Source organism: Kribbella sp. NPDC004138 (assembly GCF_053603655.1).
Genome location: NZ_JBSGFZ010000047.1, coordinates 1 through 14,466, shown reverse-complemented (window position 1 = coordinate 14,466; position 14,466 = coordinate 1). Strand labels below are relative to the sequence as shown.

The following is a 14,466-nucleotide window of genomic DNA, read 5'->3' as shown; positions in this document are numbered from 1 at the left end:
AGGAGAGTCATGACGAACCTGGGCATCGGCCTGATCGGCTATGCGTTCATGGGAGCGGCCCATTCGCAGGCCTGGCGGAGCGCGCCGCGCTTCTTCGACCTGCCGCTGGACCCGGCCATGAACGTGCTGGGCGGTCGCAACGCCGAGGCTGTGCAAGCGGCGGCGGCGAAGCTCGGCTGGAAGGAGACCGAGACCGATTGGCGCAAGCTGATCGCTCGCGACGACGTCCAGCTGGTCGACGTGTGCACGCCGGGCGACAGCCACGCCGAGATCGCGATCGCCGCCTTGGAGGCCGGCAAGCACGTCCTGTGCGAGAAGCCGCTGGCCAACACCGTCGAGGAGGCCGAGGCGATGACCGCGGCCGCCGAGGCGGCCAAGGCCAAGGGGATCAGGTCGATGGTCGGGTTCACGTACCGCCGGGTGCCGGCCATCGGGCTGGCCCGGCAGCTGGTGGCCGAAGGCAAGCTGGGCACGATCCGGCACGTCCGCGCGCAGTACCTCCAGGACTGGATCGCCGATCCGGAGGCGCCGCTGTCGTGGCGGCTGGACAAGGAGAAGGCCGGCTCGGGCGCGCTCGGCGACATCGGCGCGCACATCATCGACCTCACGGAGTTCATCACCGGCGACACCATCGGTGAGGTCAGCGCGCGGCTCGAGACGTTCGTGAAGGAGCGCCCGGTCGCCGCCGAGCACTCCGGTTTGGCCGGCACGGCCGGCACCGAACGCGGACCCGTGACGGTCGACGACGCGGCCGTGTTCCTGGCCACCTTCCGCTCCGGCGCGCTGGGCGTCTTCGAGGCGACCCGCTTCGCCACCGGCCGGAAGAACGCGATCCGGATCGAGATCAACGGAAGCCTCGGCAGTCTGGCGTTCGACTTCGAGGACATGAATCTCCTGCACTTCTACGACGCCACCGAAGACCCGAGGACGGCGGGTTTCCGCCGCATCCTCGCCACCGAACCCGCCCACCCGTACGTCGCCGCCTGGTGGCCGCCTGGCCACCTGCTCGGCTACGAGCACGGGTTCACCCATCAGGTCGTCGACCTGGTCACCGCGATCGCCGAAGGCGCCGATCCGGAACCGTCGTTCGCCGACGGGCTGCGAGTCCAGCGCGTGCTGGCCGCGGTCGAGGCCAGCTCGGCATCCCGACAATGGCAGGAGATTCCGGAATGAGTAAGTACACCCCGACCAAGGACGACAAGTTCTCCTTCGGTCTGTGGACCGTCGGCTGGCAGGGCGTCGACGTGTTCGGTACGGCGGTACGCCCGGCGATGGACCCGGTGCACGCCGTCGAGAAGCTCGCGGAACTTGGCGCCGCGGCGGTCACGTTCCACGACGACGACGTCGTACCGGACGACAGCACCCGGGGCCGCACGCTCGAGCGCTTCACGAAGTCGCTGGCCGACACCGGCATGGTCGTCGAGATGATGACCACGAACCTGTTCGCGCACCCGGTGTTCAAGGACGGCGGCCTGACCGCGAACGACCGTCAGGTCCGGCGCTACGCGCTGGCGAAGGTGCTGCGCAACGTCGACCTGGCGGCCGAGCTGGGCGCGACGACGTACGTGCTCTGGGGCGGCCGGGAGGGCGCCGAGTCCGGCGGCTCGAAGGACGTCCGGGCGGCGCTCGACCGGTACAAGGAGTCGATGGACATCCTGTGCGCCTACGTCCGCGCGCAGGGCTACGACATCCGGTTCGCGCTGGAGCCGAAGCCGAACGAGCCGCGCGGTGACATCCTGCTGCCGTCGATCGGGCACGCGATCGCGTTCATCAACGACCTCGCCGACCCCGACCTGGTCGGGATCAACCCCGAGGTCGGGCACGAGCAGATGGCGTCGCTGAACTACGCGCACGGGATCGCGCAGGCGCTGTGGCACGGGAAGCTGTACCACATCGACCTCAACGGCCAGCACGGTCCGCGGTTCGACCAGGACCTGCGGTTCGGGGCCGGCAACCTGCGCGAGGCGTTCTGGACGGTCGACGTGCTGCAGGGCGCCGGCAGCTACCCGGCGTACGAGGGCTACATCCACTTCGACTACAAGCCGCCGCGCACCGAGGACGAGGAAGGCGTCTGGGAGACCGCGCGGGGCTGTATGCGGAACTACCTGATCCTGCGCGACAAGGTGCAGGCGTTCCGCGCCGACCCCGAGGTCGCGGAGGCACTCGCCGCCGCACGCGTCGCGGAGATGTCCGAGCCCACCCTGGCCGAGGGTGAGTCGCTGGACGACCTCCGCAACGCGACGTACGACCGGGACGCGCTGGCCGAGCGCGGTCTCGGGTTCGAACGGCTGGACCAGCTGGCGATGGAGCACCTGCTCGGCGTCCGCTGACCGGCCGGTAGTACTCCCGCGCAGGGCAGAGCACGGGATTTGTAGTTGATGGAGCGCGCACCCTTGTCCGTCCCATGAGGAGCTCCGCATGATCCAGCTACGCAGACACGGCACGATGGCCTGGCTACTCGTGCTCGCCCTGTTCGCGGCGGTGTTGACAGTGTTGACCCCGTCCACCGCCCGGGCCCATCCCGGGCACGGCGACGAGACGTTCAACGCACTGATCTTCAGCAAGACCGCCGGATTCCGGCACGACTCGATCCCGGCCGGCATCCAGGCGATCACGGACCTGGCGACCGCGAACGGCTTCACGGTCACCGCGACCGAGGACGCCACGATGTTCAACGACACCGAGCTCGCGAAGTACGAGGTGGTGATCTGGCTGTCCACCACCGGTGACGTGCTGAACGCCGACCAGCAGGCCGCGTTCGAGCGCTACATCCGGGGCGGCGGCGGGTACGCCGGTATCCACGCCGCGTCCGACACCGAGTACGACTGGCCCTGGTACGGCAAGCTCGTCGGCAGCTACTTCGACAGCCATCCCGCCGGTACGCCGAACGCGACGGTGAAGGTGGAGGACCACGCCCACGCGTCGACGAAGGACGCGCCGACGCTGTGGCCGCGGACCGACGAGTGGTACAACTACCGGACCAATCCGCGCGGCACCGTGCACGTCCTCGCGTCGCTCGACGAGTCGTCGTACAGCGGCGGGAACATGGGCCCTGAGCACCCGATCACCTGGTGCCAGGACTACGACGGCGGCCGCGCCTGGTACACCGGCATGGGCCACACGATCGAGTCGTACGCCGACCCGACGTTCCGCAAGCAGCTGCTCGGCGGCATCCGGACCGCGGCCGGGGCCGAGCCCGCGGACTGCGGCGCGTCGCTGAGCGACAGCTACGAGAAGGTGACGCTCGACGACGACACCTCGAACCCGATGGAACTGGCCGTGGCTCAGGACGGCCGGGTGTTCTACATCGACCGGAACGGCGCGGTGAAGATCGTCAAGACCGACGGCTCGGTCGTCACCGCCGGCACGCTGAACGTCTACACCGGCCAGGAATTCGGCCTTCTTGGGATCGCGCTCGACCCCGCGTTCGCGTCCAACGGCTTCATCTACCTGTACTACTCGCCGGTGGGCACGGAGCCGTACGACCGGGTCTCGCGGTTCACGGTGACTGGTGACACCCTCGACCTCGCGAGCGAGAAGCAGATCCTGCGGATCGACACCCAGCGCGACCAGTGCTGCCACGCCGGCGGCGCGCTCGAGTTCGACGGCAACGGGAACCTGTACGTCGCGACCGGCGACAACAGCAACCCGTTCGACTCCGACGGCTACGCGCCGATCGACGAGCGCGCCGGGCGGGCCGCCTGGGACGCGCAACGATCGGCGGCCAACAGCAACGCGCTGAACGGCAAGGTGCTGCGGATCCACCCGGAGACCGACGGCACGTACACGATCCCGGACGGCAACCTGTTCCCGCCGGGGACGGCACCGGTGTTGTCAGGTTTGGCGCGGCCCGAGATCTACGCGATGGGCTTCCGCAACCCGTTCCGGATCGGGATCGACCCGACCACCAACCACCTGTTCGTCGCGGACTACGGACCGGACGCCGGCGCCGTCTCGCCGACCCGCGGCCCGGACGGTCGCGTCGAGTGGAACATCCTGTCCAAGCCGGGGTTCTACGGCTGGCCGTACTGCGTCGGCGCCAACACGCCGTACAACGACTACGACTTCGCGACCGGTACGTCGGGGCCGACGTTCAACTGCGCCGCTCCGGTGAACGAGTCGCCGAACAACACCGGCCTCACGCAGTTGCCGGCCGCGATCCCCGCGACGATGTGGCAGGGCAAATCGACGACCGGCGTCCCCGAGATCGGCGGCAGCGGTGCGCCGATGACGAGCGGGGCGTACAAGTACGACGCGGTGAACCCGTCGGACCGGAAGTGGCCGGAGTACTTCGACGGCAAGGCCGTGTGGGCGGACTGGAACGACAGCCGGCTGTTCTCGGTGCAGCTGAACGACGACCGCAGCGGGGTGGCGGACGTGTCGCGGATGCTGCAGAGGCTGAACTTCATCCGGCCGCACGCGCTGCAGTTCGGTCCCGACGGCGCCCTGTACGTGATCGAGTGGGGGAGCGGCTTCGGCGGCAACAACGCGGACTCGGGTCTCTACCGGATCGACTACATCCAGGGGAACCGGGCGCCGATCGCGCAGTTCAGCACCGACAAGACCTCCGGCCCGGTGCCGCTGACGGTCGCCTTCGACTCGACCGGTTCCCGCGATCCGGACGGTCAGCCGGTCACGTTCGCCTGGGACTTCGACGGCAACGGTACGACGGACAGCGCCGACGCCAAGCCGACGTACACGTACACGACGGCCGGGGTCTTCACCGCGCGGTTGACCGTGACGGATCCGGACGGCCGGACAGCGGTGTCCAACCGGACCATCACGGCCGGGAACACCGCGCCGACGATCACCGTGCAGGCGCCGGTCGACGGCGGGTTCTTCGACTTCGGCGACACGATCCGCTACCGGGTCACGGTCACCGATCCCGAGGACGGCACGGTGGACTGCAACGACGTCGTCACCCAGCCTGCGCTCGGCCACGACGAGCACGCCCACGGGTACGAGCAGTACCACGGGTGTGAGGGGACGTTCCCGCTGCCCGGCGACCAGGGCCACGTCGGGGCGAACATCTTCGGCATCGTCACCGTGACCTACACCGACAAGGGCGCGCCGGGGACCGGCAGGATCACCACGCAGAAGGTCGTCCAGCTGCAGCCGAAGACCCGGGAAGCGGAGTTCTTCGACGAGACCGGTGGGCCGGGATCGGCTCCCGGCGTACAGGTCGAGGACACCGGCGACACCGCGGGCGGCGGGAAGAACATCGGGTTCATCGAGGACGGCGACTGGTGGGGCTGGAAGCCGACCAACCTGGCGAACATCGACCAGATCCAGTTGCGCGCGGCGTCCCCGGACGCGGGTGCGACGGTGCAGGTCCGGCAGGGATCGCCGACCGACGGCCCGGTGGTCGCGACGATCCAGGTGCCGCCGACCGGCGCCTGGCAGACGTACGGCGACTTCACCGGCGCGGTCAGCGGTGCGTCGGCCGCGAGCGGCCCGCTGTACTTCGTGAAGACGACCGGGCAGCTGAACGTGAACTGGGTCAAGTTCATCGGCAAGGGCGTCACGGAGAACCAACGCCCCGCGGTCACGGTCACGGCTTCGGCTACCCAAGGCAAGGCGCCGCTGGCGGTCGACTTCACGGCGTCGGCCACCGACCCGGAAGGCGATCTCCCGCTCAGCTACGCCTGGACCTTCGGCGACGGAGGCACCGCCACCGGGCCGGCTGCCTCGCACACCTTCACAGTCCCGGGCAAACACACGGTGACCGCGGCGGTCACCGATTCGCGCGGGGCGACAGGAACGGCGAGGGTCGAGGTGACCGTCGACTCGCCGTCGGCGCCGACCTGCCTGACAGGCCGCTCGGACGGCTTCGACGGCACCGCACTCGACACCGCCCGCTGGTCGTCAGTTGTCCGCGGCAACCAAGAGCTGTCCGTCGGCAACGGCGCGTTGTCGATCCCGCTGACCGCCACGGACATCTACGGCACGGGGAACACCGGGACACCGAACCTTGTGCTCCAGCCGCTCCCGGCCGGCGCTTGGTCGGCAACTGCCAAGGTCACGCTGCCGGCCCGACTGGCCTACCAGCAGGCCGGCTTGATCGTGTACGGCGACGACGACAACTACGCCAAGATGGTGCTGCAGGGCCGCTCCACCGGCGCACCGTCCGCGGCGGACCGGATCTTCCAGTTCATCCGCGAGGAGAACGGCGTACCGAACGAGGTGGCCGCGTCGAACACGGCGAACCTCGGTGCGGCCTATCCGGACACGGTCTGGGTCCGGTTCACGTCCGACGGCGCGAACCTGAAGGCGGCGTACAGCGCCGACGGCGCGACCTTCACCGAGATGCCGGAGACGAAGCAGCTGGCCGGTATCACGAATCCGCGGATCGGCCTGTTCGGGTTGACGAACCGGACCGAGGCGCTGCCGATCACGGCGTCGTTCGACTACTTCTCGATCACGCCCGACGACACCGCCGAGCAGCCTGCACCGGACGACGAGTTCGCCGGTACGACGCTCGACGCGTGCCGCTGGTCCGACGTCGTACGGCCGGATCCTGCCGCCTACCGGGTGACCGGCGGCGGGCTGGAGATCGACACCAGCAAGGGTGACATCTACGGCGGTACGGCGACCAACCCGCGCAACCTGATGCTACAGCCGGCGCCGGACGGTGACTGGACGATCGAGACGAAGGTCGACGCGTCGTCGTTCGACGAGGCGTTCCAGCAGGCAGGTCTGCTGGTCTACGCCGACGACGCGAACTACGTGAAGCTCGACTACCTGACGACCAACGCTGCAGGCAGCACAATCACCCGAGGGTTGGAGCTGCGCAGCGAGGTCGCCGACGTCGTCCAATCACCCCAACCCAACGCCCCGACGCCGGCTCAGGGTGTTTGGTACCTGCGACTCTCGAAGTCCGACTCCACCTTCACCGGTTCCTACAGCTCGGACGGCGTCACGTGGTCCGATCTGCCGCCGGTGACGAACACCGCGCTGGCGGCGGCGAAGTTCGGCGTCTACGCGTTCGGGGTGGATCAGTCCGCCTCGAAGACCGCGAAGTTCGACTACTTCCGGCGCATCACCGACACCACGGCACCGACTGTCAGCCTGGGACTCGACCCGTCGACCCCGTCCGGACAAGCGGGCTGGTGGACGGGGCCGGTGACCGCGACGGCGATGGGTGTGGACGATCGGCCGGGGCAGGTGTACCTGGAGCAGAAGGTTGGCGACGGCAACTGGTCGGAGTACACCGCGCCCTTGACGCTGACTGCTGACGGGACCCACACGGTCGCGGTCCGGGGGAGTGACACCGCCGGCAACGTTTCGGAGCCTTCGTCGGTCACGGTGAAGATCGATCAGACGGCACCTACGGCCACCGTGACCGGGCTGCCGGCGAGTCTGGGCGTTGCCTCGACCGCCTCGGTGCAAGCGGCTGTGACGGATGCGCTGTCCGGGCCGGGGACTGTAGTGATGACCCTGGACGGCAAACCAACGACAGGGGCGCTTGACGGAGTCGTGCTCGGGTTGGGTGCGCATACGCTGACGGCTACGGCAACCGATGTCGCCGGGAACACCTCGGTGAAGAACCTGCCGTTCTCGGTGGTCGTGTCGTACGCCGAGGCGGTCAAGCTCGTCGACCGCTACCGCGCCGCCGGAAAGGTGCCGCTGGCAACCGCCACGGTACTGAAGGCGCACCTCGGAACCGCCGAACGAGCCGCGGTTCGGCACCAGACCGTGGCCGCGAACGTCGCGCTCACCTTGTACCTGGCCACGGCCGGCGCGGTCGCCGACGGACCGGCCCGGACCCTACTGACCGCGGTCGGCCAGGACCTGAAGGCGCGGCTCGGCTGATGACGTTGCCGTGGGATCTCGCTGCCGTACACCTGCCGCCGCCCCGGCTGGTTCGGCCCCGGACGGGCGGCGGCCCGGCGAGTCCCGCGGTGACCGTCCCCGGCGGCGTACACGCGCTCCGGACGCCGCCGGGGACACCCCTGCAGTACCACCCGACAAGGAGAGAAAGATGGCACGACCGATCACGTTGTTCACCGGCCAGTGGGCCGACCTGCCGTTCGAGGAGGTGGCGCGGCTGGCGTCCTCGTGGGGGTACGACGGGCTGGAGATCGCCTGCTGGGGCGACCACCTCGACGTCCGCCGCGCCGCCGAGGACCCGGCGTACGTGCAGGACCGGCTGGACATCCTGGCCAAGCACAACCTGAAGGTGTGGACGATCTCCAACCACCTGCTCGGGCAGGCGGTCTGCGACGACCCGATCGACCAGCGGCACCAGGCGATCCTGCCCGCGCACATCTGGGGCGACGGCGACCCGGAAGGGGTCCGGCAGCGCGCCGCCGAGGAGATGAAGACCACCGCGCGGGCGGCCCGGGCGCTCGGCGTCGACGTCGTCGTCGGCTTCACCGGGTCGTCGATCTGGAAGACGGTCGCGATGTTCCCGCCGGTGCCGCCGGCGATGCTCGAGGCCGGCTACCAGGACTTCGCGGACCGCTGGAACCCGATCCTCGACGTGTTCGACGAGGTCGGGGTGAAGTTCGCACACGAGGTGCACCCGTCGGAGATCGCGTACGACTACTGGTCGACGACCGCGACGCTGGAGGCGATCGGGCACCGGGAGGCGTTCGGGCTGAACTGGGACCCGTCGCACTTCGTCTGGCAGGACCTGGACCCGGTCGGCTTCCTGTGGGACTTCAAGGACCGGATCTACCACGTCGACTGCAAGGACGCGAAGCGCCAGGTCGGCAACGGGCGGAACGGCCGGATGGGCTCCCACCTCGCCTGGGGCGACCCGCGGCGCGGCTGGGACTTCGTCTCCACCGGCCACGGCGACGTCCCGTGGGAGGCGTGCTTCCGGATGCTCAACTCGATCGGCTACGCCGGCCCGATCTCGGTCGAGTGGGAGGACGCCGGCATGGACCGCCTGGTCGGCGCCGCCGAGGCGCTCCAGTTCGTGACGTCGCTCGCCTTCGACCCACCGACCGCGTCGTTCGACGCCGCGTTCTCGTCCTAGAACTTCCCGAAGAAGTCCCGGAGGTCCCCGGCCACGAGCTCGGGGACCTCCAGGGCGGCGAAGTGCCCGCCACGGTCGAACTCGCTGTAGTGCACGACGTCGAACTCCCGCTCCACCAGCCGCCGGACCGTGCTGTCGCCCGGAAACACCGCCAGCCCGGTCGGCACCGGGCAGTAGTCGACGTCGGCGCCCCACGAGGCCTGTGCCTCGCGGTAGATCTGCCCTGACGAACCGCCCGTCCCGGTGCACCACGTCAGCGTCACCGAGTCCAGGATCCGGTCGTTGCCGATGGCACCTACCCGGTGCCCGTAGTCGTCGTACCACTCGAGATTCCACGCGAGCTGGCCGACCGGGGAATCCACCAGCGCGTACGCCAGCGTCTGCGGCCGCGTGCTCTGGATCGAGGCGTACCCGGACCGTTCGCTCTGCCATCGTTCCAGCCCGCTCAGGCGCTGTTGCTCGTCCTCGCTCAGCTGCTCACCCTGCGGGAACGCGAGATATCCGTCGAGATGCAGCCCGATCACGCGCTCCGGCACCATCCGCGCGAGCGCCGCCGCGATGCGCCCACCCCAGTCGTACCCGTGTACGCCGTACCGCTCGTACCCCAGCCCTTCCATCAACGTGATCCACGCGCGCGCAATCCGCTCGACGCCCCACCCGGTGGTCAGGGTCGGCCCGGAGAACCCGAACCCCGGCATCGTCGGCACCACGACGGTGAAGTCCTGGGCCAGCGCGTCGATCACGTCCAAGTAGTCAGATCCGGAGCCTGGCCACCCGTGCAGCAGCAACAACGGCGTGCCGGCCGAGCCGGCCCGCAGGCAATGGACCCGCTGGCCGTCGATCTCGGTCACGAACTGGTGGTGCACGTTCAACCGATCCTCGAAGCGCCGCCAGTCGTACGACGTCTGCCAGTGGTCGGTCACCTCCCGCAGTCGCCCGAGTTCCACGCCGTACGACCAGCCGGCGTCCGGCAACTGGTCCGGCCACCGGGTCGCGTCCAGTCGGCGCTGGAGATCGGACAGGTCCTCCGGGGGAACCTCGGCGCGGAAATCTTCGAAGTTCATGCGTCTGACCCTAGACTCCGATCATGAGCAAGTACGTAGCTCGCATCGTCGAGGTGGCTGACCACGGCATCAAGTTCGAGCCGGGGGAGGGGACCACGGTGCCGGACAAGCCGACCGAGGTGAACCTGCTCGGGATGGCGATCGCGCTGGCGTTGGGTGCGGCCGGATACCGGCATCATGCGGAGCAGCGGGACCCGGAGCTGCAGACGCTCGATGCGCTGCTCGCGGGTGACGCGGTGATGCCGTGGAAGCCCGCCGAGCCCGGCACACCGGCGTACCTCGTGTGTGAACTGAACGACGGCAGGCCGACGTGCGAGGTCAGACCGTCGGCGCAGTGAGCTGGCCGGAGGCGCCGGAGCTGCCGCGGCCGCGGATCCTGCGGCAGCGGTGGCTGGATCTGACCTTCGTGCATTGGGCCTTCGCGCCGGACGAGGTCGCGCACTTCTTCCCGCCGGGCACCCGGCCGGACACGTTCGAGGGAGACACGTACGTCGGCCTGGTCCCGTTCCGCATGGTCGGCACCGGGCTCCCGTACGGCCCCGGCGTTCCGTACTTCGGCTCGTTCCTGGAAACGAACATCCGCCTGTACTCCGTGGACGAGACGGGCCGGCGCGGTGTCGTGTTCCTCAGCCTCGACGCGAACCGGCTGGCCGTGGTGGCGGCCGCGCGGACGGTCTTCGGGCTGCCGTACCGCTGGGCGCGGATGTGCCACGAACGCCACGGCAACCACCACACATACACGTCGACCGTCCGCAGCTCCGGCACCGAGGCGGTCGTCGGCGTCGAGATGGGCGAACGCCTGCCCGCCGGGCCGCTCGAGGACTTCCTCACCGCACGCTGGGGTTTGCACGTCCACCGCGCCGGCCGGACCTGGTACCTGCCGAACCGTCACCCGCCGTGGATCCTGAACGCCGCGACCCTCACCGCCCTGGAGGCCGACGACCTGCTCAGCTCAGTCGGCCTCGTTCCACCGAAGCGAGACCCCGATCACGTGGCGTTCAGCGCCGGCGTTCCGGCGGAGTTCGCTCGGTGGACTGCGTGATCAGCGCGCTGCGTTCGCGTCGGGGACCCGGTGGAGCTGTCAACGACTCGGCGTCATCAGATCAGTTGTCTGCTGGACGATCCCGGGGATCGGCACCTGGCGTGCCCACCGGTTGACCTCGGTCGCGACCGCTCGTGATCCGGCGGCGTCGCCCTCGTCTCGCAGCAGCATGGCCAGCAAGGTCTGCTGCGCCAGCGCGCCCAGCAGATGGCCGGTCTGCTGCCGCTGCTCGGTGGAGAGCTCCCAGTGCTGCCGGGCGAGTGTGAGATCGCCGGCGGTGTAGGCGTGGTCGCCGAGGTGCCGGAGCGCGTAGGACATCAGCAATGGGTCGTCGGTCTTCTCGCCGAGCCGGAGCGCCGTCGTGTAGTGGGTGAACGCCTCGCCCGGCCGCTCGAGGAGGTTGTCCGCCATGACACCGGCGTAGAAGGTGACGGCTCCGCGCCGCCTGTCGTCCGGCGCCTGGTCGATCAGCCGCTTGGCCCGCTCTGCCAACTCGTCGACGTCGCAGTCTGATCCGAACAGCGCGTTCGCGTAGTCCTTGCGGAGCTTCAACATGTCGACGTCCCACGCGATGCTGTCGTCGGCGACCTCGCCGACAGCGGCCAACGCGGCCGAGGCGTGATCCGTCTGCTGCGCGAAGTCCCGGTCGACCGCGACTTCGGCGAGTGCCAACGCCAAGGTACGGCGTTCGCCCGGATCGTCGGCGCGGGTGGCGGTCAGCAGGTCGGTTGCGGCGGCCCAGTGGCCGGCGCGCATCAGCTCGGCAGCGGCGGCGACAATGTCGGCGGCGGTGAGTTGGCTCATGCCGGCACCGCCATCAGCTCGGCGGTCTGCTGGGCGATGAACGGGACGTCCAGCTGCCGCGCCCAGCGGTTCGTCTCGGCCGCGAGTGCTCGTGATCCCGCGAGGTCGCCTTCGTCGCGGAGCAGAACCGCGAGCGACACCTGCTGGGCGAGCGCAGGGCGCAGGTGCCCTACCTTCTGGAAGAGCTCGATCGACCGCTCCCACTGGCTTCGCGCGAGTGCCAGGTCGCCGGCCGCGTGCGCGTGATGGCCCAGATGGCGAAGGGCCTGCGCCACCAGCAACTCGTCGCCGCACTTCTCCCCGAGCTCCAACGCGACCTCGTAGTGCGCGCACGCCTCCGCGGGCTGTTCGTCCACGTTGTCGGCCACCGCGCCCGCCCAGAAGCGGGCCGTCCCTCGTCGCACGTCGTCGGGCGCCTGCTCGATGAGCGTGCGACCGCGGTCCCGGAGGTCCGGGTCGCCTGCCTGGAACAGGGCGTTCGCGTAGTCCTTGCGGAACTTCAGCATCGCGAGGTCCCAGGAGTCACCAGGGACCGCCGCGAGTGCGGCTGTGGCGTGGTCAGTCGTCCGGCCGAAATCCTGGTCGACCGCGACCTCGGCCCGGGTCAGCGCGAGTAGCTCGCGCTCGTCGGGATCGTCGGGGGTGGCCGCGGTCAGCAGGTCGGCTGCGGCGGCCCAGCGGCCGGCGCGCATCAGCTGGACAGCGGCGGCGGCGATGTCGGTGGCTGCGAGGTGGCTCATGGCGGCACAGTATTTCGACGTCGAAATATTTGACAACTAACCTTCAGTCGCTGAAAAGTTGGACCGGTGAAGGATTTCGTGGACGCCCATGTCGATCTCTGGGCGGGACAGCTGGACGACCTGGATCGCGACGTGGAGGGCATCACGGTGCGGCTGCAGGTGCTGACCCGCTACCTCGAGCGCCGGCGCGAGGCCGTGCTCGCGGCGTACGGGTTGCAGCTGTGGGAGTTCAAGACGCTGCACATGCTCAGGCGCGCGGGTGCGCCGTACCGCGCGACACCGGGCCAGCTGGCCCGGCAGCTCGGAATGTCGGCAGCCGCCCTGACCAACCGGCTGGACGCGCTCGAGCGCCGCGGGTACGTCGAGCGCGCCCACGACCGCGACGACCGCCGCAAGGTCGTCGCGACGCTGACGCCGGCGGGGAACGAGCTCTGGCAGCGCGGGATCGGCGACATCCAGCGGGTCGAGGAGGAGTTGGTCCACCACCTGCCCGAGGCCGACCGGACCCGGCTCGACGGCCTGCTGCGGCGCCTGGTGCTGGTGACCGAGAAGAATTCCTGACCGCCGATGTCGAGTTCGGCCGATCTGATCCGACCTCCGGGTGTAAGCGCCGAAGAACCCGGAGGACAGACCGATGGAACCGCTGAACCTGATGGTGTCGCTGAGCCACTTCGCGAACGCCGAGCGTGAGAACAAGCACGGACTGAGCCAGCCCGTCGGGCGCCGCCGCCGCGCCCCGAAGATCCGGGTGACCCGAAATGTGCGGCGGATCTGGGCAAGCCGTGTCAGAGTCACCCCGTGACTGATGCCTCGAAGAATGATTTGCTCGCCGCGTACGACGACCAGCTGCGCGGGACGAGTGAGACCGCCGACGTTCCGACGAGCACCGACGGGCCGGTGATCCGGGTCGAGTTCCCGAGCCGCGGGTTCGTCAGCTACCGCTCGCTCGACGGCCTCGACAGCGGCGAGATCGACGCGCTGATCGCCCGCCAGCGCGACTTCTTCGCGGCCAAGGGCCAGGCCGTCGAGTGGAAGCTCCGTGGCCACGACCTGCCGGCCGATCTCCCCGACCGGCTGAAGGCCGCCGGGTTCGAGCCCGAGGAGCAGGAGACCGTCCTCGTCGCCGAGAGCACGGCCGTCGTCGAGCGCCTGCAGGGCCGCGACACGGTCGACGGCATCACGATCCGCCTGGTCGGCGAGCGCGCCGACTTCGAGCGCATCGCCGCGATGGAGTCGGCGGTCTGGGGCGAGGACTGGTCCTGGCTGGCCGACGATCTGGTCCGCCGGCAGGCGAGCGGCACCGACGTCTATGTCGCCGAGGCCGACGGCGAGGTCGTCTCCGCCGCCTGGGCCGTGTACAAGAAGGACACCGAGTTCACCGGCCTCTGGGGCGGCTCGACCCTTGCTGAGTGGCGCGGCAAGGGCATCTACAAGGCACTCGTCGCGGTCCGCGCGGCCCGCGCCGTCGAGCTCGGCTACAAGTACCTCCACGTCGACGCCTCCGACGACAGCTCCCCGATCCTCCAGCGCCTCGGCTTCGTAGCAGTCACCACTACCACGCCGTACGTCTACACGCCCGCGAAGTAAGGCACGCGTTCAGTCCCGCAGCGTCGCGAGGATCAGCTCGGCGACGGCCTGCATGCCGGCGGCGTTCGGGTGATACGGGACGAAGCCGCCGAGGGTGGGCGGGAGCATTGTGAAGCTGGTGGTCCACGGCTCGGTCGAGCCGATCGCGTGGTCCCGGCTCGCCGCCGATGCGGCGACGAGGTCGACTCCGGTCGCGGGGGGGGGCGGCGCGGGAGGGCCGGCCCACCGCCCGGCCCGCACACCGCG

Annotated in this window: 13 protein-coding genes; 9 read left to right on the top strand and 4 right to left on the bottom strand. The window is 69.6% G+C overall.

The genetic code is table 11. The features are described 5' to 3' along the window. Positions 1-9: 9 nt before the first annotated feature. The 4 genes from ACWEOO_RS40845 (at position 10) to ACWEOO_RS40830 (ending at position 8,983) form a co-directional block, all read left to right on the top strand. Positions 10-1,173, top strand: coding sequence for a Gfo/Idh/MocA family protein (locus tag ACWEOO_RS40845; protein ID WP_452147630.1), 1,164 nt, complete (start codon positions 10-12; stop codon positions 1,171-1,173). After that, complete coding sequence (xylA, locus tag ACWEOO_RS40840) at positions 1,170-2,330, top strand: xylose isomerase (RefSeq protein ID WP_359923718.1); 1,161 nt, start codon at positions 1,170-1,172, stop codon at positions 2,328-2,330. The genes ACWEOO_RS40845 and xylA overlap by 4 nt, the downstream gene beginning before the upstream one ends. An 88-nt stretch (positions 2,331-2,418) precedes the next feature. Beyond that, positions 2,419-7,812 (top strand): ThuA domain-containing protein, encoded by a 5,394-nt coding sequence (locus ACWEOO_RS40835; RefSeq protein WP_452147629.1) that lies wholly within the window; start codon positions 2,419-2,421, stop codon positions 7,810-7,812. Positions 7,813-7,981: 169 nt separating this feature from the next. After that, entirely contained in the window at positions 7,982-8,983 is a 1,002-nt protein-coding gene (locus ACWEOO_RS40830; RefSeq protein ID WP_452147628.1) for a sugar phosphate isomerase/epimerase family protein, read from the top strand. On the opposite strand, the gene ACWEOO_RS40825 is transcribed toward ACWEOO_RS40830, so the two are convergent. Then, positions 8,980-10,047 (bottom strand): epoxide hydrolase family protein, encoded by a 1,068-nt coding sequence (locus ACWEOO_RS40825; protein WP_452147627.1) that lies wholly within the window; start codon positions 10,045-10,047, stop codon positions 8,980-8,982. The two genes, ACWEOO_RS40830 and ACWEOO_RS40825, sit on opposite strands and share 4 nt — an antisense overlap. 23 nt (positions 10,048-10,070) lie before the next feature. Here ACWEOO_RS40825 and ACWEOO_RS40820 point away from each other — a divergent pair, with 23 nt between their 5' ends. Further along, positions 10,071-10,385: a hypothetical protein gene (locus tag ACWEOO_RS40820; RefSeq protein WP_359923729.1), complete on the top strand. Its 315-nt coding sequence runs from the start codon at positions 10,071-10,073 to the stop codon at positions 10,383-10,385. Next, positions 10,382-11,089, top strand: coding sequence for a YqjF family protein (locus tag ACWEOO_RS40815; RefSeq protein WP_452147626.1), 708 nt, complete (start codon positions 10,382-10,384; stop codon positions 11,087-11,089). Before ACWEOO_RS40820 ends, ACWEOO_RS40815 begins: the two co-directional genes overlap by 4 nt. 39 nt (positions 11,090-11,128) lie before the next feature. Here the strand turns inward: ACWEOO_RS40815 and ACWEOO_RS40810 are convergent, their stop codons facing one another. Further along, complete coding sequence (locus ACWEOO_RS40810) at positions 11,129-11,893, bottom strand: hypothetical protein (RefSeq protein ID WP_452147625.1); 765 nt, start codon at positions 11,891-11,893, stop codon at positions 11,129-11,131. Next, entirely contained in the window at positions 11,890-12,633 is a 744-nt protein-coding gene (locus ACWEOO_RS40805; RefSeq protein WP_452147624.1) for a hypothetical protein, read from the bottom strand. Before ACWEOO_RS40805 ends, ACWEOO_RS40810 begins: the two co-directional genes overlap by 4 nt. 66 nt (positions 12,634-12,699) lie before the next feature. On the opposite strand from ACWEOO_RS40805, the gene ACWEOO_RS40800 reads away from it, so the two are divergent. The 3 genes from ACWEOO_RS40800 (at position 12,700) to ACWEOO_RS40790 (ending at position 14,220) form a co-directional block, all read left to right on the top strand. After that, positions 12,700-13,194 carry a MarR family winged helix-turn-helix transcriptional regulator gene (locus ACWEOO_RS40800; RefSeq protein WP_452147623.1) on the top strand — a complete coding sequence of 165 codons (495 nt, stop codon included), beginning with the start codon at positions 12,700-12,702 and terminating at the stop codon, positions 13,192-13,194. A gap of 73 nt (positions 13,195-13,267) precedes the next feature. Continuing rightward, positions 13,268-13,435 (top strand): hypothetical protein, encoded by a 168-nt coding sequence (locus ACWEOO_RS40795; protein WP_452147622.1) that lies wholly within the window; start codon positions 13,268-13,270, stop codon positions 13,433-13,435. Next, a complete protein-coding gene (locus ACWEOO_RS40790; protein WP_452147621.1) occupies positions 13,432-14,220 on the top strand; it encodes a GNAT family N-acetyltransferase in 789 nt (262 codons plus the stop codon). The genes ACWEOO_RS40795 and ACWEOO_RS40790 overlap by 4 nt, the downstream gene beginning before the upstream one ends. A 9-nt stretch (positions 14,221-14,229) precedes the next feature. Here the strand turns inward: ACWEOO_RS40790 and ACWEOO_RS40785 are convergent. Next, a partial coding sequence (locus tag ACWEOO_RS40785) for a hypothetical protein (protein ID WP_452147620.1) occupies positions 14,230-14,466 on the bottom strand: 237 nt, incomplete at its 5' end.

Coding starts and splice junctions, on each gene's coding strand:
- ACWEOO_RS40845 (WP_452147630.1), top strand. CDS start 10: ATGACGAACCTGGGCATCGGCCTGATCGGCTATGCGTTCATGGGAGCG.
- xylA (WP_359923718.1), top strand. CDS start 1,170: ATGAGTAAGTACACCCCGACCAAGGACGACAAGTTCTCCTTCGGTCTG.
- ACWEOO_RS40835 (WP_452147629.1), top strand. CDS start 2,419: ATGATCCAGCTACGCAGACACGGCACGATGGCCTGGCTACTCGTGCTC.
- ACWEOO_RS40830 (WP_452147628.1), top strand. CDS start 7,982: ATGGCACGACCGATCACGTTGTTCACCGGCCAGTGGGCCGACCTGCCG.
- ACWEOO_RS40825 (WP_452147627.1), bottom strand. CDS start 10,047: ATGAACTTCGAAGATTTCCGCGCCGAGGTTCCCCCGGAGGACCTGTCC.
- ACWEOO_RS40820 (WP_359923729.1), top strand. CDS start 10,071: ATGAGCAAGTACGTAGCTCGCATCGTCGAGGTGGCTGACCACGGCATC.
- ACWEOO_RS40810 (WP_452147625.1), bottom strand. CDS start 11,893: ATGAGCCAACTCACCGCCGCCGACATTGTCGCCGCCGCTGCCGAGCTG.
- ACWEOO_RS40805 (WP_452147624.1), bottom strand. CDS start 12,633: ATGAGCCACCTCGCAGCCACCGACATCGCCGCCGCCGCTGTCCAGCTG.
- ACWEOO_RS40795 (WP_452147622.1), top strand. CDS start 13,268: ATGGAACCGCTGAACCTGATGGTGTCGCTGAGCCACTTCGCGAACGCC.